The organism is Delftia sp. DT-2 (assembly GCF_028401915.1).
GTDB lineage: Bacteria > Pseudomonadota > Gammaproteobacteria > Burkholderiales > Burkholderiaceae_C > Comamonas > Comamonas tsuruhatensis.
The window spans coordinates 41,510-58,978 of the sequence record NZ_JAQOTI010000019.1 but is presented as its reverse complement, the minus strand read 5'-3'; the positions used below and the strand labels follow the sequence as shown (position 1 = coordinate 58,978).

The window sequence follows — 17,469 nt, the reverse complement described above, 5'->3', positions numbered from 1 at the left end:
GCAATGCTGCGCACAGAGGATCTGACCATCCGCTTCGGGGGCCATGTGGCCGTCAACGGCGTGAGCTGCGCTTTCGAGCCGGGCACGCTGACGGCCATCGTGGGGCCCAACGGGGCGGGCAAGACCACGTATTTCAACCTGATCTCGGGGCAGCTCAAGGCCACGGCCGGGCGCGTGCTGCTGGGCGGGCGCGAGCTGACGGGGCTGGCCCCTTCGGCGCGCACGCGGGCCGGGCTGGGGCGAGCGTTCCAGCTCACCAATCTGTTCCCGCACCTGAGCGTGCTGGAGAACGTGCGCCTGGCCGTGCAGGCGCGCGACGAGGGGCCGCACCGGCGCGGCCTGAACCTGTGGAGCATCTGGAGCGACCACCGGGCATTGACGCAGCGGGCGCTGCACATCCTCGACCAGGTGGCCCTGTCCGCCCGGCGCGACGAGGCCGTGGCCGCGCTGCCGCATGGCGACCAGCGCAAGCTGGAGGTGGCCTTGCTGATGGCGCTGGAACCCCAGGTCTATATGTTCGACGAGCCCACGGCGGGCATGAGCCATGACGAGGCGCCGGTGATCCTGGACCTGATACGCAAGCTCAAGCAGGACCGCAGCAAGATCATCCTGCTGGTGGAGCACAAGATGGATGTGGTGCGCGAGCTGGCCGACCGCATCATCGTGCTGACCAATGGCACGCTGGTGGCCGATGGGCCGCCGGCCGAGGTGATTGCCTCGCCTGTGGTGCAGCAGGCCTACCTGGGTGTGATGCCGGAGCAGGGCGCCGTGAAGGAGTCCGCATGACGCTCGACCACAGTTCCCACCCCAACCTGCTCGAACTGTCGGGCGTGCACACGCATATCGGGGCCTATCACATCCTGCATGGCGTGGACCTGGCCGTGCCGCGCGGGCAGCTGACCATGCTGCTGGGGCGCAACGGCGCGGGCAAGACGACCACGCTGCGCACCATCATGGGCCTGTGGCGGGCCAGCCAGGGGCGCATCGCCTTTGGCGGGGCCGACATCACGGCCCTGCCCACGCCCGCGATCGCGCGGCTGAACATTGCCTATGTGCCCGAGAACATGGGCATCTTCGCGGACCTGACGGTGCAGGAAAACCTGCTGCTGGCCGCGCGCGGCGCCTCGCGCGCCGACCGCATGGACGCGCAGCGGCTGCAGTGGATCTTCGGCATGTTCCCGGCCGTGGAGAAGTTCTGGAACCACCCGGCCGGCAAGCTGTCGGGCGGGCAAAAGCAGATGGTGGCGGTGGCGCGCGCCATCGTGGAGCCGCGCGACCTGCTGATCGTGGACGAGCCCAGCAAGGGCCTGGCACCGGCCATCATCGAGAACATGATCGCGGCCTTCGCCCAGCTCAAGGCGGGCGGCACGACGATTGTGCTGGTGGAGCAGAACCTGGGCTTTGCGCGCCGCCTGGGCGACCGCGTGGCGGTGATGGACAACGGCCGCGTGGTGCACGCGGGCGGCATGGCCGAGTTCTCGGCAGACGCGGCGTTGCAGCAGTCGCTGCTGGGGCTTTCGCTATGAACAAGCTGAACAGGCTGGATATGGATTTCAAGCCGCTGCTGCTGGTGCCCGTGCTGGCCCTGGCGGCGCTGCCGCTGGTGGGCTCGGCCTCGACCTGGCTGACGCTGACGGTGGCGGGGCTGGCCATGGGGATGATCGTGTTCATCATCGCCTCGGGGCTGACGCTGGTGTTCGGGCTGATGGACGTGCTGAACTTCGGCCACGGCGTGTTCATCGCGCTGGGCGCCTTCGTGGCCACCAGCGTGCTGGGCGCCATGGGCGACTGGACGGGGTCGGACCAGCTGTGGCGCAACCTGCTGGCCGTGCTGCCGGCCATGGTGGTGGCCATGCTGGTGGCGGGCGCCATCGGGCTGGCGTTCGAGCGCTTCATCGTGCGGCCCGTGTACGGCCAGCATCTCAAGCAGATCCTGATCACCATGGGCGGCATGATCATCGGCGAGGAGCTGATCAAGCTCATCTGGGGCCCGCAGCAGATTCCGCTGCCGCTGCCCCAGGGCATGAAGGGCGCCTGGCTGCTGGGCGATGCCGCCGTGGAGAAGTACCGCGTGGTGGCCGTGCTGGTGGGGCTGGCGGTGTTTGCCCTGCTGGCCTGGACGCTGTCGCGCACCAAGATCGGCCTGCTGATCCGCGCGGGCGTGCAGGACCGCGAGATGGTGGAGGCCCTGGGCTACCGCGTGCGCCGCCTGTTCGTGGGCGTGTTCGTGGCGGGCTCGGCCCTGGCCGGGCTGGGCGGGGTGATGTGGGGCATGTACCAGCAGAGCGTGGTGCCGCAGATGGGCGCGCAGGTGAATGTGCTGATCTTCATCGTGATCATCATTGGCGGGCTGGGCAGCACAGGCGGGGCGCTGATCGGCGCGCTGCTGGTGGGACTGATGGCCAACTACACGGGGTTCCTGGTGCCAAAGGTGGCGTTGTTTTCCAACATTGCGTTGATGGTGGCCATCCTGCTGTGGCGCCCGCAGGGCGTCTATCCCGTGGCGAACCGCTGAAGGAGTGATCGACATGCTCAACCGATTGCTTTCCGGCGACCTGCCGCGCAGCCGCGTGCTGGCGGTGCTGCTGCTGTTGATCTTCCTGGGGCTGGCGGCGGCGCCGTTCGTGTTCCCTGGCGTGAAGGCGCTGAACGTGGCGGCCAAGGTGCTGATCTTCGTGGTGCTGGTGGCCAGCTTCGATCTGCTGCTGGGCTACACCGGCATCGTGAGCTTTGCGCACACCATGTTCTTCGGCATTGGCGCCTATGGCGTGGCGATTGCATCGTCGCGCATGGGCGCGGGCTGGGGTGCGCTGGCGCTGGGCCTGGGCGCGGCGCTGCTGGTGTCGCTGCTGCTGTCGCTGGCCATCGGCCTGTTCTCGCTGCGCGTGCGGGCCATCTTCTTTGCCATGATCACGCTGGCCGTGGCGGCGGCGTTCCAGACGCTGGCCTCCCAACTGTCGGAATGGACGGGCGGGGAGGACGGGCTGAGCTTCAAGCTGCCCGAGTGGCTGTCGCCCAGCTTCGAGCCGTTCGAGAACGAGGTGCTGGGCGTGCTGATCGACGGGCGCATCATCACCTACTACCTGCTGTTCGTGCTGGCCGTGGCGCTGGTGCTGGCGCTGCTGCGCATCGTCAATTCCCCGTTCGGCCGCGTGCTGCAGGCCATCCGCGAGAACGAGTTCCGTGCCGAGGCCATCGGCTACCGCGTGGTGGTGTACCGCACCCTGTCCAGCGTGCTGTCGGCCCTGTTCGCCTGTGTGGCCGGTGCCATGCTGGCGCTGTGGCTGCGCTATAACGGGCCAGATACCTCGCTGTCGTTCGAGATCATGATGGACTGCCTGCTGATCGTGGTGATCGGCGGCATGGGCACCATCTATGGCGCGGCGATCGGCTCGGTGCTGTTCCTCATCGCCCAGAGCTATCTGCAGGACCTGCTGCGCGTGGCCAGCGAGGCCGCGCACAGCCTGCCCTGGCTGGCCGCGCTGCTGTCGCCCGACCGCTGGCTGCTGTGGCTGGGCGTGCTGTTCGTGTTGTCGGTCTACTATTTCCCCACGGGCGTCGTGGGGCGTCTGCGTTCTTCCCGCGCCGGAGCCTGACCAGGGCCCCTGGCGCATTCGTGCATCAGAGAACTACCACAAGGAGATGGGCATGTTGAAGCGTGAAGAGATGGTGTCGTCGATTCCTGCAACCCCCTGGCGCTGGGCCTTCACGGCGTTGGCGGCGGCCGCGCTGGCGGCCTGCGGCAGCGGCGAGCGTGAGCCCAGCAACGATCTGCCCAAGGGCTTTACCGAGCTGGGCGCCACGGTGTATCCGGCCACGGCCACCGGCACGGGTGCCACGGCAGCCACGCAGGACTTGCTGACGGGCGGCCTGGGCAAGACGGGCCTGGGCGCCGCAGCTGCGCCCCTGTACGCGGACCCGGCCAATCCCACGGCGGCGGAGCTTCGGCGCAATGCGCTGTACTCCAACTACCGGGGCATCCTGGACCCCACGGCGGGCGGCGGCTACGGCACGCTGTACGGCCCCAACATCACGGCAGACGGGCAGGTGACTGCGGGCGAAGGGTTGATCCCCGGGCGCGAGTACCTGGCCGTGCTGGACGACGGCACGGGCCGCAAGCAGACCATGGTGGCCGTGCAGGTGCCGGACAGCTTTGACCGCAACCGGCCCTGCATCGTGCTGGGCCCGTCCTCGGGCTCGCGCGGCGTGTATGGCGCCATCGGCACGGCGGGCGAGTGGGGCCTGAAGAAGGGCTGCGCCGTGGCGCTGACCGACGCGGGCAAGGGCGTGGGCCTGCACAACCTGAGCGACGACACCGTCAACAGGCTGGACGGCACGCGCGCCACGCGCACGGATGCCGGCAGCCTGTCCTTCTTTGCCGCACGGCTGACCGATGCGGCGCGCGCCGCCTACAACGCGGCGTTTCCCAACCGCATCGCCATCAAGCACGCGCATTCCCAGCAGAACCCTGAAAAGGACTGGGGCAACGACACGCTGGCCGCGGCCCGCTATGCGCTGTACGTGCTCAATGCGCGCTACGGCACCACGCAGGACCCCGTGCCCTTCGGCAAGGACAACACGCTGGTGCTGGCGGGCTCGGCCTCCAACGGCGGCGCGGCCGTGCTGCGCGCGGCCGAGCTGGATACGGACGGCCTGATCGACGGCGTGGTGGCCTCCGAACCCGTGACCGAGATGCCCACGCGCCAGGGCTACACCATTGCCGTGGGCAATGCGACCATGCCCAACCCGGGCCGCCCGCTGGCCGAGTACACCACCTACGGCAACATCTACCAGCCCTGCGCGGCGCTGGCGCCCGATGCGGCGCTGACCGAGACATCCATCTTCAACTACATAGGCCTCACCGCCATGACGGCGCGTGCCGAGGCACGCTGCACCAGCCTGGCCGCCAAGGGCCTGGTCATCGGCGCCACCACGGCCGACCGCGCCGCCAATGCGCTGAGCAAGCTGCGCCTGTACGGCTGGACGCGTGACCACGACCGCATGCACAACGCCCACTACGCGCTGGGCAACGGCCCCATCCTGTCGGCCATGTACACCATGGCCTATGGCCGGTTTGGCGTGGATGCCAACCTGTGCCGCACCAGCTTTGCGGCCGCCAATGCCACGGGCGACGTGGTGCCCGCCACGGGGGCCGCGCTGGCCCAGAGCTTTGCCACGGCCAATGGCACGGCCAACGGCACGCCCGCCACGGTGGTCTACAACGACTCGGTGGGCGGGGCCAAGGCCTGGCAGTTTGCCGTGTCGCCCTCCACGCGCGTGGCCGACTTCGGGCTGGACAACGCGCTGTGCCAGCACGCGCTGGTGACGGGCTTCGATCCGGTGACCGGCTTCAACCTGTCCGAGAGCAGCGTGCCCACGCGTGCCCAGAGCGACGCCGTGCGCGCCGGCATCAACGAGGTGCTGCATACCGGCAGGCTGCGCGGCAAGCCCACCATCATCGTGGCGGGCCGCAGCGATGCGCTGGTGCCGGTCAACCACAATGCGCGCGCCTACACGGTGCTCAACCGTGGCCTGGATGGCTCCAGCACGCGGCTGCGCTATATCGAGGTGGTGAATGCCCAGCATTTCGATGCCTTCCTGCCGTTCTCGGGCTTCGACACGCGCTTCGTGCCGCTGCACCCGTACTTCAACCAGGCCATGGATGCCGTGTGGGCCAACCTGCGCAGCAGCACCGCGCTGCCGGCCAGCCAGGTGGTGCGCACCACACCGCGCGGCGGCCAGCCGGGCGCGGCGCCCGCCATCACGGCGGCCCAGGTGCCGCCCTTCGTGACGCGGCCCAGCACGGCCAACACCATCGAGGTCAGCGACGGGCTGATCCGCATTCCTGAGTGAGCCAGGCCCTGGAGCGGCCGGCGGCCACGGTGGCCGGCCGCTCCTGCACCGCAGAGATTTCTCCCATGGCTTCCAAAGCATCTTCCTCATCCGCGCCCGTACCCGCTTCCTGCTACACGCAATGCGCGGGCTACGAGATCCACTACATGGACTGGCAGCCCGCGCCCGATATGGCGCCAGCGGGCACCGTCGTCGCCTGGCACGGGCTGGCACGCACGGGGCGCGACATGGATGCGCTGGCGCAGTTCCTGGCGGGGCAGGGCTGGCGCGTGGTCTGCCCCGACACGCTGGGCCGGGGACTGAGCCAGTGGAGCCGCGCGCCGCTCGAGGAATACCGGCTGGGCTTCTACGCCCGCATTGCGCGCGGGCTGTTCGATGCGCTGGGGCTGGAGCGCGCGCATTGGGTGGGCACGTCCATGGGCGGGGCGATTGGCACGGTCTGCGCCTCGGGCCTGTTCGAGCCGTCGCTGCGCGCACGCATTGCGACGCTGGTGCTCAACGACAATGCGCCGCAACTGGCCGAGTCGGCGCTGGCGCGCATCAGGTCCTATGCGGGCCAGCCCCCGGCCTTCGATACGGTGGGCGAGCTGGAGGCCTTCTTTCGCCAGGCCTACCGGCCCTATGGCTGGTTAAGCGATTCCGAGTGGCGCAAGCTCACCGAAACCAGCGTGCGCCGCCTGCCCGATGGGCGCGTCACGCCGCACTACGACCCGGCCATGATCGAGCAGTTCACGGCCCATGACGACGACTACGGCATCTGGCCGCACTACGACGCGCTGGAGATCCCCGTGCTGCTGCTGCGGGGTGTGGACTCGGACCTGGTGCTCCCCGAGGTGGCCAGGGAAATGACCACGCGCGGCCCCGGCGCGCGCGGCCTGCTGCACTGGCAGGAGGTGCCCGGCTGCGGCCATGCGCCGGCGCTGAACGTGCCCGCGCACTGGCAATGGGTGCTGGAGCATCTGCAGCGCGGCTGAGCATCAACCCGGGCCGGGCGCGGATGTTGCTGCCGCGCTAGCATTTGCGACGGGTGCAGCCTCGCCTTCTTTTTCGGGTGCGGGCACCGTCTGGGCAAGAGAGGCCTGACATGGGTTTTCTGGTGGAGCTGATCCGCGAGTACGGCTTCGGCATCGTCTTTCTCAATGTGTTCGTCGAGCAATTGGGCGCGCCGATTCCGGCCTACCCGGTGCTGGTCGTGACCGGTGCGCTGGAAGGCGCCGACTGGGTGCGCCTGCTGTGGCTGGTGGCCGTGGCCGTGAGCGCGGCGCTGATTGCCGATCTGTTCTGGTACCAGGCCGGCAAGGCCTACGGCCACCGTGTGCTGGGACGCATCTGCCGCATCTCGCTGTCGCCCGATGCCTGCATCCGCCAGACCGAGACCGTCTACGGCCGCTGGGGCGCAAGGTCGCTGCTGGTGGCCAAGTTCGTGCCGGGCTTCGCCTCCATCGCCAGCGCGCTGGCCGGCGTGATGGGCACGCCGCTGCGCAGCTTCGTGCTGTATGACGGGCTGGGTGCGCTGATCTGGGTAGGGTCGGCCGTGTACCTGGGCTCGCTGTTCAGCTCCACGGTGGAAGACCTGCTGGGCGTGCTCACCGCGCTGGGCCAGTGGGGCCTGTTGCTGCTGGCCGTGGCGCTGGGGCTGTTCATCGTGCGCAAGTGGTGGCAGCGCCATCGCATGGTGCGTTCATTGCGCATGCCGCGCATGTCGGTGCGCGAGCTGGCGGGCCTGCATGCCCAGGGCATGCAGCCCACGGTGATCGATGTGCGCGCCCTGCCGCAGTACCGCCAGGGCCATATCCCGGGTGCACAGTCCTGGGAACTGCGCCCGCGCGATGGTAGCGAGTCGCATGCGCACCTGCTGCCCCAGCACGACCATCCCCACGGGGTGGTGGTCTATTGCGACTGTCCCAATGAAATCTCGGCCGCGCGGCTGGCGCGCCAGCTGCAGCGCGCGGGCTTCGCCAACGTGCGCCCGCTGGTGGGCGGCCTCAAGGCCTGGCAGGCGGCCGGCTTCGATGTGGAAACCGCGCCGCTGCCCGTGACGGCTGGCGCGGATGAGGGGCCGGCGCCCAGCGTCCCCTGACCTTGGCCTTGGCCTTGGTCTTGGTCTATTTGCCCGCCGGCATCGAGCAGTGCCCGCCTTGCGTGGCCTTGCCCGAGCCGGCCGCGATCAGCGGTGCCTCGAAGCGCAGGTCCACGGGGGGCGAGTGCAGGTGGTCCCAGGCGAGGAAGAGGACCAGCACGGCCCAGAAGACCGCGCGCAGGCTGTTCTGTTGTGTCATGGCGGGTCCTTTCAGAAATTGAAGTGGCGGCGGATGCGCAGGCCGAAGATGGTGCCGGCAAAGGCCAGCGGCACCCAGATCCAGCCGTGGATGCTGCCCGTGGAGATGCCCGAGAGCATGGCGCCCACATTGCAGCCGAAAGCCAGGCGCGAGCTGTAGCCCAGCACCAGGCCTGCCACCAGGGCCACCATCCATTGCGTGCCCGTGAGCGGCTTGGCATTGACGGGCTTGGCGGCAGCCACCCACAGGGCGCCGCCCAGGATGCCGATGTTGGTGATGCTGGTCACATCCAGCAGCACGGTCTCGTGCAGGCGCGCGGCGTTGCCGGGCTGGCTCCAGAACCAGTTGCCGGCCAGGTCCACGGCGCCTGTGGCGTTGGCGATCTTGGCGGCCCACAGGCCGAAGCCGTAGACCACGCCCCAGGGCTGGCCCGCAATGATGAGGTTGAGCGTGGCCAGCACGGCCAGCAGCACGGCGCCCACCACCCACTTGCGCACGAACAGCGGCTTGGCGGGGCGCTTGAGTGCCACGTTGGCGCCACGCACATACCAGGCCACGCCCAGCGCGACCACGGCCAGCGCAGCCAGCGTGGCCAGCAGGGCAGGGGCCCAGCCCCAGGCCGTGACCAGGCCCACGGGCTGGGTGTTGCCCAGGTCCAGCCACCAGCCCAGGTGCAGGCTGCCCAGGAAGCTGCCGATGGCAAACACGGGCAGGATGGCCGCATTCATGGGAATGCCCATGCCGGCCTTGTACAGCGTGCCGCTGCCGCAGCCGTCCGCGATCTGCATGCACAGGCCGAAGACGAAGGCACCCACCAGCAGGCTGATGCTGGGCGGGCCCAGGGCAGCCGTGAGTTCGGGATAGTGGCCCAGCAGCGGCATGGCCAGCGCAGCGGCCAGCGCCAGCAGCAGCAACTGGCCGAAGACGCCGCTGGCGTCCTTGTCCTCGATCAGCATGCGCCAGCCAGTGGTGAAGCCGAAGCGCTTGCCGGCCAGCACCGCGCCCAGGCCCAGGCCCACGGCGAACAGCGCAGCCTGGCGCACCGAGACGCTCCACAGCAGCCAGCCAAAGAAAACGGCCAGGATGGCCGCAAGAGGAAGTCGTTTCATATCATTTTTCTCCATGCAGTCGCCCTCCCCCGCGAAGCGGGTAGAGAGGCGCCGTGCCACGGGGGAAAGGCGCGCAAGCGCCTCAGGGGGTGTTTACTTGAACTTTTTTTCCCACCACTGCTTGGCGTCGTAGGCCAGGGATTCGGCGCGGCCGGGCTGGTTGGCCATGGGCGGCGCATCGGCCTGCTGCGTCCAGTCCACCATGGAGCCCGCATACAGCTTGACGCCCGGCAGGCCCGCGACTTCGGACAGGCCGAACCAGTCGGTGGCCGCCCAGTGGCCGGTGTTGCAGAAGGCCACCATGTCCTGGCCCTGCTCGCGCTTGACCTTGGCCGCGATCTGCTTGGCCGTGGCGGTATCGACAAAGGTGGAGGTGCCGGGCACGAACCACTGGTTGAAGTCCAGCTGCTGCGCGCCGGGCAGGGTGCCCGAGAGCTTGGCGGCCGGCGCGCGCGTCTTGCCCTGGTAGAAGGCGTCGGGGCGCGAGTCCACCAGGGCCGCGTTGCTGAGCCTGACATGCTGGCCCACATCCTCGCGCGTGGCGATCAGGCTGGTGTCGAGCTGGGGCTGGTAGCTGCTGCGGGCCACTTTGACGGCCTCGTTGTCCTGCGGGAGCTTTTGCTCGTTCCAGGCCTTCATGCCGCCGTTGAGCACGGACAGCTCCTTGAGGCCCAGCAGCTTGAGCGTCCAGTACACGCGCGCTGCGGCGCCGAAGTCGGTGGCGTCCGCGCCCGTGGAGACCACGATGGCGTGGGTGGCGGGCGTCAGCCCCAGGGACTGCACGAGTTCGGTGAGCTTGGGCAGCTCCGGCAGTTCGCCGGGATTGGTGGCGGGGCCGCGCCATTTGCCGTAGGGAGCGTTGAGCGCACCGGGAATGTGGCGCTCGCCATAGGCCTTGGGATCGCGGATGTCGATGATGCGCACGGCGTCCTGGCCGGCGGCGGCCTGCACGCCTGCGGGCGTGAGCAGGGGTTCGGCGGCGTGGGCCGTGCCCAGGGCCGTGCAGGCGAGGCCCAGCGCCAGCAGCGGGGCCGCCAGGCGCAGAGCAGGGGAAAAGGTCTTGGTCATGATGGCTGGGGCCGGCCATGGAAGACCGGCGGGACAAGCAACAGAGGTGCAATTGTCCCGCTTGCAGCATCTATATACAAAGACGCTTATGCATTCTGCTCATGAGGCAGGGTTATATGGCGCGGTGCACAGGATGCAGGACGGCCTCAGCGCTGTGTGCCCACGGCCTCAGCGCTGTGCGCCCACGGCTTTAGCGCGCTCCAGGCTGGCGTCGAGTTCGGCCTGCGGCGCCTTCTGCGTGGGCCAGCCCTGCATATGCTGCTGGGCGATGCGGCTCAGCGCCGTGATCCAGGAAGCGCTGTCGTTGAGGCAGGCGATGTACTCGAACTGCTCGCCACCGGCATGCATGAAGGCCTCGCGCGCTTCCTGGCTGATTTCCTCCAGCGTTTCCAGGCAGTCGCTGGTGAAGCCGGGGCAGACCACGTCCACGCGCTTGGTGCCGCTGCGTGCCAGCTCGATCAGCGAGGGCTCGGTATAGGGCTCCAGCCATTTGGCCTTGCCAAAGCGCGACTGGAAGGTCACCAGGTATTGCGAGGGCGACAGGCCCAGGCGCTCGGCCAGCAGGCGGGCGGTCTTGCGCGATTCGCAGTGGTAGGGGTCGCCCAGGTGCAGCGTGCGCTCGGGCACGCCGTGAAAGCTCATGACCAGTTTCTCGCCACGGCCGTTGCCGCGCCAATGGGCCTCGATGCGCTGGGCCAGCGCGTCGATGTAGGAAGCGTCGTCGTGGTAGCGGTTGACGAAGCGCAGCTCGGGGATGTGGCGCTGGGTGCGGGCCCAGTCGTAGACCGCGTCGAACACGCTGGCCGTGGTCGTGCCCGAGTACTGCGGGTACAGCGGCAGGATGAGGATGCGCGTGGCGCCTTCGGCCTTGAGGGCATCGAGCACGCTGGGGATGGACGGGTTGCCGTAGCGCATGGCATGGCGCACCAGCACGTTGTGCCCGGCCTCGCCCAGCCAGCCGCGCAGCAGCAGGGCCTGGCGCGCGCTCCAGTGCTGAAGGGGGGAGCCGTCCTTCTCATGCCAGACGGTGGCGTACTTGGCCGCCGACTTGGCCGGCCGCGTGCGCAGGATGATGCCGTGCAGGATGGGCAGCCAGGCAATCCTGGGGATCTCGACCACGCGGTCGTCGCCCAGGAATTGCGCCAGGTAGCGGCGCACGGCCGGGGCCGTGGGCGCATCGGGCGTTCCAAGGTTGCACAGCAGCACGGCGGTGCGCTGGGGTTGGTCGTGGCGGAATGGGGGTTCTGGCGCAAAGCGGGATGGCATGGCCCCGATTGTGGCAGGACGCGGCGGCCTGCCATGCGAGCCCGATGACCCGGCGGCAGCCTGCAGCGGCTGCCTTCGCTATGCTCGGACCATGTCCCAAGCCACCACCGCTCCCCTCGCCGAATCCTCATTTGCCCCTGCACTGGCCGCCTTGCAGCAGTTGCGCCGCAGCGGCCGCATCCGCGCCATATCCATCGATCTGGATGACACGCTGTGGCCTGTGTGGCCGGCCATCTCGCGTGCCGAACAGGTGCTGCTGGACTGGCTGCACACCCATGCGCCGGCCACGGCCGCGGCGCTGCGTGACGTGGCCGCCGTGCGCGCCATCCGCGTGCAGATCGAGCGCGATCGTCCCGACCTGGCCCATGACCTGAGCGGCCTGCGCCGCGAGTCCATCCGCCTGGCGCTGCAGCGCAATGGCGACGACGGCGCGCTGGCCGAGCCAGCCTTCGATCTTTTCTTTGCCGAGCGCCAGCGCGTGGACCTGTACGAGGACGCGCTGCCCGCCCTGCAGTTCCTGGCCGCGCGCTGGCCCGTGGTGGCCTTGAGCAATGGCAACGCCAGCGTGCACGTGGTGGGCATCGGCGAGCATTTCCATGCCGCGCTGAGCGCCAGCAAGGCCGGCATGGCCAAGCCCGATGTGCGCTTTTTCCACGCGGCAGCGGCGGCGGCTGGCGTGGCGCCTGACGAGGTGCTGCACATTGGCGACGACGCGCGGCTCGATGCGCTGGGCGCCATGGATGCGGGTATGCACGCAGTCTGGCTCAACCGCACGGGCGTAGCATGGCCTCACGAGGGGTCCACGCCCCACGTCACGGTGGCCAGCCTTGCGCAGTTGTGCCAGGGGCTGGCTGACAGCTGACCCTGCCTGCCCGCGAAGCCGCGCCACGCCATGCCCATCAGCCACAGCACAGCTTTCCTCCACCCCCCCGTCCTCCCCGCCGTGCGCAGCATCGGCTGGAAACACCCCCTGAGCTGGCTGGCGCGTGGCGCGCGCGACATGGCCAGGGCGCCCTGGCTGAGTCTGGCACATGGCCTGGTCTTGACCTTGATCGGGTTTTTGATCTTGACGCTGGGGCACAATCGCTTTTGGCTGATGGCCGGGGCCCTGTCGGGGTTCCTGATCGTCGGCCCTGTCGTGGCGACCAGCCTCTACGCCATCAGCCGTGCGCTGGAGCGTGGCGAGGCTGCCGATCTGTCCCTGGTGCGGCGTACCTGGACGCGCTGGCAAAACGGCCATGCGGCCAAGGCCGAGGGGCAGGGCGGCTACTGGTGCCTGGTGCAGTTCGGGCTGCTGCTGTCGCTGGCGGCCACGGGCTGGGTGCTGGTGTCGGCGTCGCTGATCACCGTGCTCTCGCCCGTGCGCATTGCCATTCCGGCGGATTTCGTGCAGCACGTGGTGCTGGCCCGCGACGGGCAGTTGTTTGCGATATGGCTGGCGCTGGGCAGTTTTCTGGCAGCGCCTATTTTTGCGTCCAGCGTGGTGGCCATGCCGCTGATGCTGGACAGGCGGGTGACGGTGCGCCAGGCCGTGCTGACCAGTTGGTTGGCCGTGCTGGCCAACCCTGTGCCTCTGGCACTGTGGGCCGCCCTCATTGTGTTGTTGACCCTGCTGGGCCTGGGCAGCTGGCTGCTGGGACTGGTGGCCGTGATGCCCCTGCTGGGGCACGCGAGCTGGCATGCGTACCGCGACCTGGTGGATGCGTCGACTTTTGCGGCGCGCTGAGCCGGGCGGGCCCGGACCGGCCGGGCCTGCAGGGGAGGATGTAGGACGGTGTTGTCGTGATATTCGGGTATACAGAAGAACAGATCGCCCATTTCTTCCTCACCTATGGCGTGGGGGCCTTCATCCTCTTCATGGTGTTCATCATCCTGCAGCTGGCACGCCAGTCCAAGGCAGGAAAGTTCGGCACCTTCGTGATTTTCCTGGGCCTGGGCGTGGGCTTTGTCGGCTACGTCGCCAAGATCGTCATCCAGTGGTGGATGGAGAGATGACGCCGCAGGCGTCACACCCATGAGCTGGACGGACTACTACCGCTTTACCGAGGGCCGCAAGATATCTCCCCTGCTGGTGCAGGCGCTTGACGCGTTGGCGGGTGATACGGCAGATAAAGCGGCCATCGATCTGGGCTGTGGCGCGGGCCATGAGTGCCGCGTGCTGCTCCATACCGGCTGGCGCGTCCACGCCATCGACAGCGAACCTGCGGCCATCGAGGGCTTGCTCCCCCTGGCATCGCAGGCGCCCGGCGCTTTGACGCTGCAGGCTTGCCGTTTCGAGGATCTTTCCTCTTTGCCTGCAGCGCATCTGATCCACGCTGGACTGAGCCTGCCCTTTTGCCATCCTGAGTGCTTCGATGCGTTTTGGTCGCTGGTGCGTTCTGCGCTGCGTCCGGACGGTGTGTTCGCCGGTCATTTTTTTGGGCCGCGCGATGCCTGGGCCGATTCGCAGTCCATGAGCTTTCATTCGCGTGATCAGGTCTTGCGCCTTTTGGATGGCATGGAGCTGGTGGCCTTCAATGAGTTCGATGGCATGGCCCCCAGCATGCGAGGCCCCAAGCACTGGCATCGCTTTGATGTCGTGGCCCGCAGGCCGGTGTCGTCGTAGTGCGGCGTTACTCGGCCTTGGCCCCCGCAGCCTTGATCACCGGGTCCCAGCGCTTGATTTCTGCGGCGGTGTGCTGGCGCAGGGCGTCGGGGGTGAGGCGGTCTGCGGGCGGGATGATGACGCTCATGTCCGTGAAGCGCTTGACCAGGGCGGGTTCGGCCAGGGCGGTGCGCAGGGATTTGTTGAGGCGCTCGATGACGGCCTGGGGCGTGCCTCGCGGAGCGTACAGGCCGTGCCATACGGCAAGCTCGAAGCCGGGCTGGCCGGCCTGCGCGAAGGTGGGCACATCGGGCAGGGAGGGCAGGCGTTCGCGCGTGGCGACGGCGTAGCCCTTGAGCATGCCCGCCTGTATGTGCGGGCCGGTGGCCACGGGCTGGTCGCAGATGACATCGACATTGCCTGCCACCAGGTCCTGCAGGGCCGGACCCGTGCCACGGTAGGGCACCAGGGTGGCCTCGGTGGAGGTGGTCTGCAGCAGCAGCATGGCGCACAGGTGGGAGGTGGCGCCTACGCCGGCATGCGAGAAGCGCACTTCGCCCGGCTTGGCCTTCATGTGGGCGATGAAGTCCGCCAGCGTGGCGGGCGCAAAGCCTTTGCTGCGCACCAGGATCATGGGCACGTCGCCGGCCAGCGCGATGGGTTCCAGGTCGCGCCTCACATCGAAAGAGAGCTTGCTGTAGAGCGCGGGCGCCGTGGCGATGCCCATGTTGTGCAGCAGCAGGGTGTGGCCGTCGGCCTGGGCGCGTGTGACGCGGCTGGTGCCGATGGTGCCACCGGCGCCGCCCAGGTTCTCGACGATGACCTGCTGGCCCAGGTCGCGCGTCATGGCCTCGGCAAGCACGCGGGCCAGCACGTCGGTGGAGCCTCCGGCCGCGTAGGGAACGACGATGGTGACGGGCTTGTTGGGGAAGGCCTGGGCGGCAAGGCTGGCTGCTGCCAGCGCGGCGGCGAGAAGGGTCTGGGCGAGGGGATTGCGGATGAGGGGGCGCATGGGTTTGTCTCCTGGAGGCGCGTGCAGGGGCCGCCGGCTCTGTGCGGCCGGTTGTCGGTGGCGTGTTTGGTGGCGTGGGGCAGGAAGGCAAGGGCCGCATGCGGCCCTTGACGACGGCGACACGGCGCAGGCTCAGGCCGGGGCCACGTACCTGTACAGCTCGGTGTGGTCGGCGGCGGGTCCCAGGGACCTGGAGGCCTCGGCCGCCATGGCGCTGACCTGTTCGGCCAGTGCCATGGGCGTGTGCATGGCCTGGCCCAGCGACAGGGCGATGCCCACGTCCTTGGCCTGCAGCGCCAGCGAGAAGCCCGAGTTGAAGGCGCCGTTCAGCATGAACTGGTGGGCCTTGTTTTCGGTGGTGTTGTTCTTGCCGGTGGAGGCGTTGATCACGTCCACGATGGTGGCCGGCGCAATGCCGAAGGCCGCGCCTGCATGGATGGCCTCGGCCGTGGCGATGAGGGCCGCTGCCGAGACATAGTTGTTCAGCGCCTTGAGCGCATGGCCCGCGCCCACGGGGCCGACATGGGTGATGGCCTGGCCCATGCGCTGCAGCAGCGGCAGGTGCTGGGCGAGCAGGTCCGCATCGCCACCGACCATGATGGACAGCGTGCCCGCAATCGCGCGCTTGACGCCGCCGGAGACCGGCGCATCCAGCAGCCCGATGCCGCGCTCGCCCAGCAGGCCGGCCAGCGCCCGCGTGCGGTTGGGGTCGGCCGAGCTCATGTCGATGATGCAGGCGCCGGGCGGCAGGTGCGGGGCCAGTTCGCCCACCACGGCATCGACGATGCGGGAGTCGGGCAGCATGGTGAAGACCACGCTGCAGCCGGCAAAGTCGGCCGCGCCGGATGCCACGGCCACGCCCGCATGCTCCTGCGCGAATCGTGCGGTGGCGGCGGGCACGGCGTCCCGGATGACCAGGGCGTGCCCTGCGGCGTGCAGCAGGTGGGCCATGGGCTGGCCCATCATTCCGAGGCCGATGAATCCTATGGTGGTCATGCTGCGTGCCTCAGATGTCCATCTCTTTGAAGACTTCCGAAGCCACGCGGAAGGAGTCGATGGCGGCCGGCACGCCGCAGTAGATGGCGGTCTGCAGGAAGACCTCCTTGACCTCTTCCTTGGTCAGGCCGTTGTTGATGGCGCCGCGCACATGCAGCTTGAGTTCATGCGGGCGGTTCAGCGCCGTGATCATGGCCAGGTTCAGGAAGGAGCGCGTCCTGCGGTCCAGGCCCGGGCGGTTCCAGACATCGCCCCAGCAGTACTGGGTGACCAGCTCCTGCATGTCGATATTGAAGTCCGTGGCGTTCTGGATGGACGCATCGACATACTCGGCGCCCAGCACCTCGCGGCGGGTGGACAGGCCCTGGTCGAAGAGGGCGGGGTTCTTGGGGGCGTAGGCTCGGGTCATGAAAACTCCTGATGGAAGGCGGTGAAGGTGTCTTTCGGTGGAATGGATTTAATCAGATTGTCAGACAATCCTACTTGATGAAAATCAGGATTGCCTGCCGGGCCAGGTGTGTGTATGACAATCCGTCAGTCCGTCCAGCCCCTGGATTGGCAGGTAGGATTCATCCCATGAACCAGATGCTGCGTGTCCCCCGCGAAGAAACGTCGCTGCGCCTGCGCACGACGCAGACCCTGCGCACGGCCATCCTCGATGGCGTGTTTGCGCCGGGCCAGAAGCTGTCCGAGCGCGAACTGTGCGAGAGCCTTGATGTGAGCCGTTCGTGCCTGCGCGAGTCCCTGCAGCACCTGCAGGCCGAGGGGCTGATCACCATCGTTCCGCACCGGGGTCCCGAGGTCACGGACATCTCGGTGCAGGAAGTGCGCGATATCTACGAGGTGCGGGCCAGCCTGGAGGGCCTGGCCAGCCGGGGCTTTGCGCTGCATGCCTCGGCAGGCCAGCGCGCCGCGCTGCGCGCCAAGCTGGGCGAGCTGGCCGTGCCCGCCGTGGCCAGCGACAAGGTGGCCCTGCTGGCGATCAAGAACCAGTTCTACGACATCCTGATCGAGGGCTGCGGCAATCTGGTGGCCGGCCAGATGCTGCGGCAGCTGAACAACCGCGTGACGGTGCTGCGGCGCATCTCCATGTCCCAGCCCGGGCGCCTGCCGCAGACGCTGGCCGAGCTGGATGCCATCGTGACGGCAATAGAGCAGGGCGACGCGGACCAGGCTGCGCGCCTGAGCGCCGAGCATGTGCAAAAGGCCAGCCAGGGCGTGTTGCGCGCCATGGCCGAGAAGGCTGGCCCGGCCAGCTGATGCCGGGGCCTGCGCCTGTACCTGGGAGTGTCAGTCCGTGTG

General features: G+C 68.5%; 19 protein-coding genes. 12 read left to right on the top strand and 7 right to left on the bottom strand.

Annotated elements, in window-relative coordinates; all coding sequences use genetic code 11:
- Positions 1-3 precede the first annotated feature (3 nt).
- The 7 genes from PO605_RS26810 to PO605_RS26780 all read left to right on the top strand — a co-directional run bounded on the left by PO605_RS26810 (position 4) and on the right by PO605_RS26780 (position 7,933).
- Complete coding sequence (locus tag PO605_RS26810; RefSeq protein ID WP_043823827.1) at positions 4-786, top strand: ABC transporter ATP-binding protein; 783 nt, start codon at positions 4-6, stop codon at positions 784-786.
- The gene (locus tag PO605_RS26805; RefSeq protein ID WP_046240153.1) at positions 783-1,526 is read left to right on the top strand and encodes a branched-chain amino acid ABC transporter ATP-binding protein; all 744 of its coding nucleotides are present in this window, start codon (positions 783-785) and stop codon (positions 1,524-1,526) included. The genes PO605_RS26810 and PO605_RS26805 overlap by 4 nt, the downstream gene beginning before the upstream one ends.
- The gene (locus tag PO605_RS26800) at positions 1,523-2,515 is read left to right on the top strand and encodes a branched-chain amino acid ABC transporter permease (RefSeq protein WP_272207161.1); all 993 of its coding nucleotides are present in this window, start codon (positions 1,523-1,525) and stop codon (positions 2,513-2,515) included. Before PO605_RS26805 ends, PO605_RS26800 begins: the two co-directional genes overlap by 4 nt.
- Positions 2,516-2,528: 13 nt before the next feature.
- The gene (locus PO605_RS26795; protein WP_016449609.1) at positions 2,529-3,596 is read left to right on the top strand and encodes a branched-chain amino acid ABC transporter permease; all 1,068 of its coding nucleotides are present in this window, start codon (positions 2,529-2,531) and stop codon (positions 3,594-3,596) included.
- Between the two features lie 52 nt (positions 3,597-3,648).
- Positions 3,649-5,853, top strand: a complete 2,205-nt coding sequence (locus PO605_RS26790; protein ID WP_272207160.1) for a 3-hydroxybutyrate oligomer hydrolase family protein — start codon at positions 3,649-3,651, stop codon at positions 5,851-5,853.
- Between the two features lie 65 nt (positions 5,854-5,918).
- On the top strand, positions 5,919-6,827 hold the full coding sequence (locus tag PO605_RS26785; protein WP_272207159.1) for an alpha/beta fold hydrolase: 909 nt from the start codon (positions 5,919-5,921) through the stop codon (positions 6,825-6,827).
- Positions 6,828-6,937: 110 nt separating this feature from the next.
- Positions 6,938-7,933, top strand: a complete 996-nt coding sequence (locus PO605_RS26780; protein ID WP_272207158.1) for a rhodanese-like domain-containing protein — start codon at positions 6,938-6,940, stop codon at positions 7,931-7,933.
- Positions 7,934-7,958: 25 nt separating this feature from the next.
- On the opposite strand, the gene PO605_RS26775 is transcribed toward PO605_RS26780, so the two are convergent.
- The 4 genes from PO605_RS26775 to hemH form a co-directional block, all read right to left on the bottom strand.
- The gene (locus PO605_RS26775; protein ID WP_016449605.1) at positions 7,959-8,132 is read right to left on the bottom strand and encodes a hypothetical protein; all 174 of its coding nucleotides are present in this window, start codon (positions 8,130-8,132) and stop codon (positions 7,959-7,961) included.
- 11 nt (positions 8,133-8,143) lie between these two features.
- Positions 8,144-9,241 (bottom strand): YeeE/YedE thiosulfate transporter family protein, encoded by a 1,098-nt coding sequence (locus PO605_RS26770; protein ID WP_016454056.1) that lies wholly within the window; start codon positions 9,239-9,241, stop codon positions 8,144-8,146.
- A 93-nt stretch (positions 9,242-9,334) separates the two neighbouring features.
- Entirely contained in the window at positions 9,335-10,309 is a 975-nt protein-coding gene (locus PO605_RS26765) for a sulfurtransferase (RefSeq protein WP_017404609.1), read from the bottom strand.
- Positions 10,310-10,477: 168 nt separating this feature from the next.
- Positions 10,478-11,575 (bottom strand): ferrochelatase, encoded by a 1,098-nt coding sequence (hemH, locus tag PO605_RS26760; RefSeq protein ID WP_272207157.1) that lies wholly within the window; start codon positions 11,573-11,575, stop codon positions 10,478-10,480.
- Between the two features lie 91 nt (positions 11,576-11,666).
- Between hemH and PO605_RS26755 the strand changes: the two genes are divergently transcribed.
- From PO605_RS26755 to PO605_RS26740, 4 genes are read left to right on the top strand one after another with little or no spacing between them, the layout of a single operon-like run.
- Positions 11,667-12,437, top strand: a complete 771-nt coding sequence (locus PO605_RS26755; protein WP_272207156.1) for an HAD family hydrolase — start codon at positions 11,667-11,669, stop codon at positions 12,435-12,437.
- Between the two features lie 30 nt (positions 12,438-12,467).
- Positions 12,468-13,301 carry a DUF2189 domain-containing protein gene (locus PO605_RS26750; protein ID WP_272207155.1) on the top strand — a complete coding sequence of 278 codons (834 nt, stop codon included), beginning with the start codon at positions 12,468-12,470 and terminating at the stop codon, positions 13,299-13,301.
- Between the two features lie 56 nt (positions 13,302-13,357).
- A complete protein-coding gene (locus PO605_RS26745) occupies positions 13,358-13,570 on the top strand; it encodes a DUF2788 domain-containing protein (RefSeq protein WP_016449600.1) in 213 nt (70 codons plus the stop codon).
- 19 nt (positions 13,571-13,589) lie between these two features.
- A complete protein-coding gene (locus tag PO605_RS26740; RefSeq protein ID WP_272207154.1) occupies positions 13,590-14,180 on the top strand; it encodes a class I SAM-dependent methyltransferase in 591 nt (196 codons plus the stop codon).
- A gap of 7 nt (positions 14,181-14,187) precedes the next feature.
- Here PO605_RS26740 and PO605_RS26735 read toward each other — a convergent pair whose 3' ends face one another.
- The 3 genes from PO605_RS26735 to PO605_RS26725 all read right to left on the bottom strand — a co-directional run bounded on the left by PO605_RS26735 (position 14,188) and on the right by PO605_RS26725 (position 16,576).
- On the bottom strand, positions 14,188-15,171 hold the full coding sequence (locus PO605_RS26735; protein WP_016449598.1) for a tripartite tricarboxylate transporter substrate binding protein BugD: 984 nt from the start codon (positions 15,169-15,171) through the stop codon (positions 14,188-14,190).
- A gap of 132 nt (positions 15,172-15,303) precedes the next feature.
- Positions 15,304-16,167 carry an NAD(P)-dependent oxidoreductase gene (locus PO605_RS26730; protein WP_026062100.1) on the bottom strand — a complete coding sequence of 288 codons (864 nt, stop codon included), beginning with the start codon at positions 16,165-16,167 and terminating at the stop codon, positions 15,304-15,306.
- Positions 16,168-16,177: 10 nt separating this feature from the next.
- Entirely contained in the window at positions 16,178-16,576 is a 399-nt protein-coding gene (locus PO605_RS26725; RefSeq protein WP_012204485.1) for a carboxymuconolactone decarboxylase family protein, read from the bottom strand.
- A 167-nt stretch (positions 16,577-16,743) separates the two neighbouring features.
- Here PO605_RS26725 and PO605_RS26720 point away from each other — a divergent pair, with 167 nt between their 5' ends.
- On the top strand, positions 16,744-17,427 hold the full coding sequence (locus PO605_RS26720) for a GntR family transcriptional regulator (RefSeq protein ID WP_016454064.1): 684 nt from the start codon (positions 16,744-16,746) through the stop codon (positions 17,425-17,427).
- Positions 17,428-17,469: the final 42 nt, after the last annotated feature.

Bases quoted from the DNA above. Each gene is read 5' to 3' on its own strand.
- PO605_RS26810 (WP_043823827.1), top strand. From the start codon at position 4: ATGCTGCGCACAGAGGATCTGACCATCCGCTTCGGGGGCCATGTGGCC.
- PO605_RS26805 (WP_046240153.1), top strand. From the start codon at position 783: ATGACGCTCGACCACAGTTCCCACCCCAACCTGCTCGAACTGTCGGGC.
- PO605_RS26800 (WP_272207161.1), top strand. From the start codon at position 1,523: ATGAACAAGCTGAACAGGCTGGATATGGATTTCAAGCCGCTGCTGCTG.
- PO605_RS26795 (WP_016449609.1), top strand. From the start codon at position 2,529: ATGCTCAACCGATTGCTTTCCGGCGACCTGCCGCGCAGCCGCGTGCTG.
- PO605_RS26790 (WP_272207160.1), top strand. From the start codon at position 3,649: ATGTTGAAGCGTGAAGAGATGGTGTCGTCGATTCCTGCAACCCCCTGG.
- PO605_RS26785 (WP_272207159.1), top strand. From the start codon at position 5,919: ATGGCTTCCAAAGCATCTTCCTCATCCGCGCCCGTACCCGCTTCCTGC.
- PO605_RS26780 (WP_272207158.1), top strand. From the start codon at position 6,938: ATGGGTTTTCTGGTGGAGCTGATCCGCGAGTACGGCTTCGGCATCGTC.
- PO605_RS26775 (WP_016449605.1), bottom strand. From the start codon at position 8,132: ATGACACAACAGAACAGCCTGCGCGCGGTCTTCTGGGCCGTGCTGGTC.
- PO605_RS26770 (WP_016454056.1), bottom strand. From the start codon at position 9,241: ATGAAACGACTTCCTCTTGCGGCCATCCTGGCCGTTTTCTTTGGCTGG.
- PO605_RS26765 (WP_017404609.1), bottom strand. From the start codon at position 10,309: ATGACCAAGACCTTTTCCCCTGCTCTGCGCCTGGCGGCCCCGCTGCTG.
- hemH (WP_272207157.1), bottom strand. From the start codon at position 11,575: ATGCCATCCCGCTTTGCGCCAGAACCCCCATTCCGCCACGACCAACCC.
- PO605_RS26755 (WP_272207156.1), top strand. From the start codon at position 11,667: ATGTCCCAAGCCACCACCGCTCCCCTCGCCGAATCCTCATTTGCCCCT.
- PO605_RS26750 (WP_272207155.1), top strand. From the start codon at position 12,468: ATGCCCATCAGCCACAGCACAGCTTTCCTCCACCCCCCCGTCCTCCCC.
- PO605_RS26740 (WP_272207154.1), top strand. From the start codon at position 13,590: ATGAGCTGGACGGACTACTACCGCTTTACCGAGGGCCGCAAGATATCT.
- PO605_RS26735 (WP_016449598.1), bottom strand. From the start codon at position 15,171: ATGCGCCCCCTCATCCGCAATCCCCTCGCCCAGACCCTTCTCGCCGCC.
- PO605_RS26730 (WP_026062100.1), bottom strand. From the start codon at position 16,167: ATGACCACCATAGGATTCATCGGCCTCGGAATGATGGGCCAGCCCATG.
- PO605_RS26725 (WP_012204485.1), bottom strand. From the start codon at position 16,576: ATGACCCGAGCCTACGCCCCCAAGAACCCCGCCCTCTTCGACCAGGGC.
- PO605_RS26720 (WP_016454064.1), top strand. From the start codon at position 16,744: ATGAACCAGATGCTGCGTGTCCCCCGCGAAGAAACGTCGCTGCGCCTG.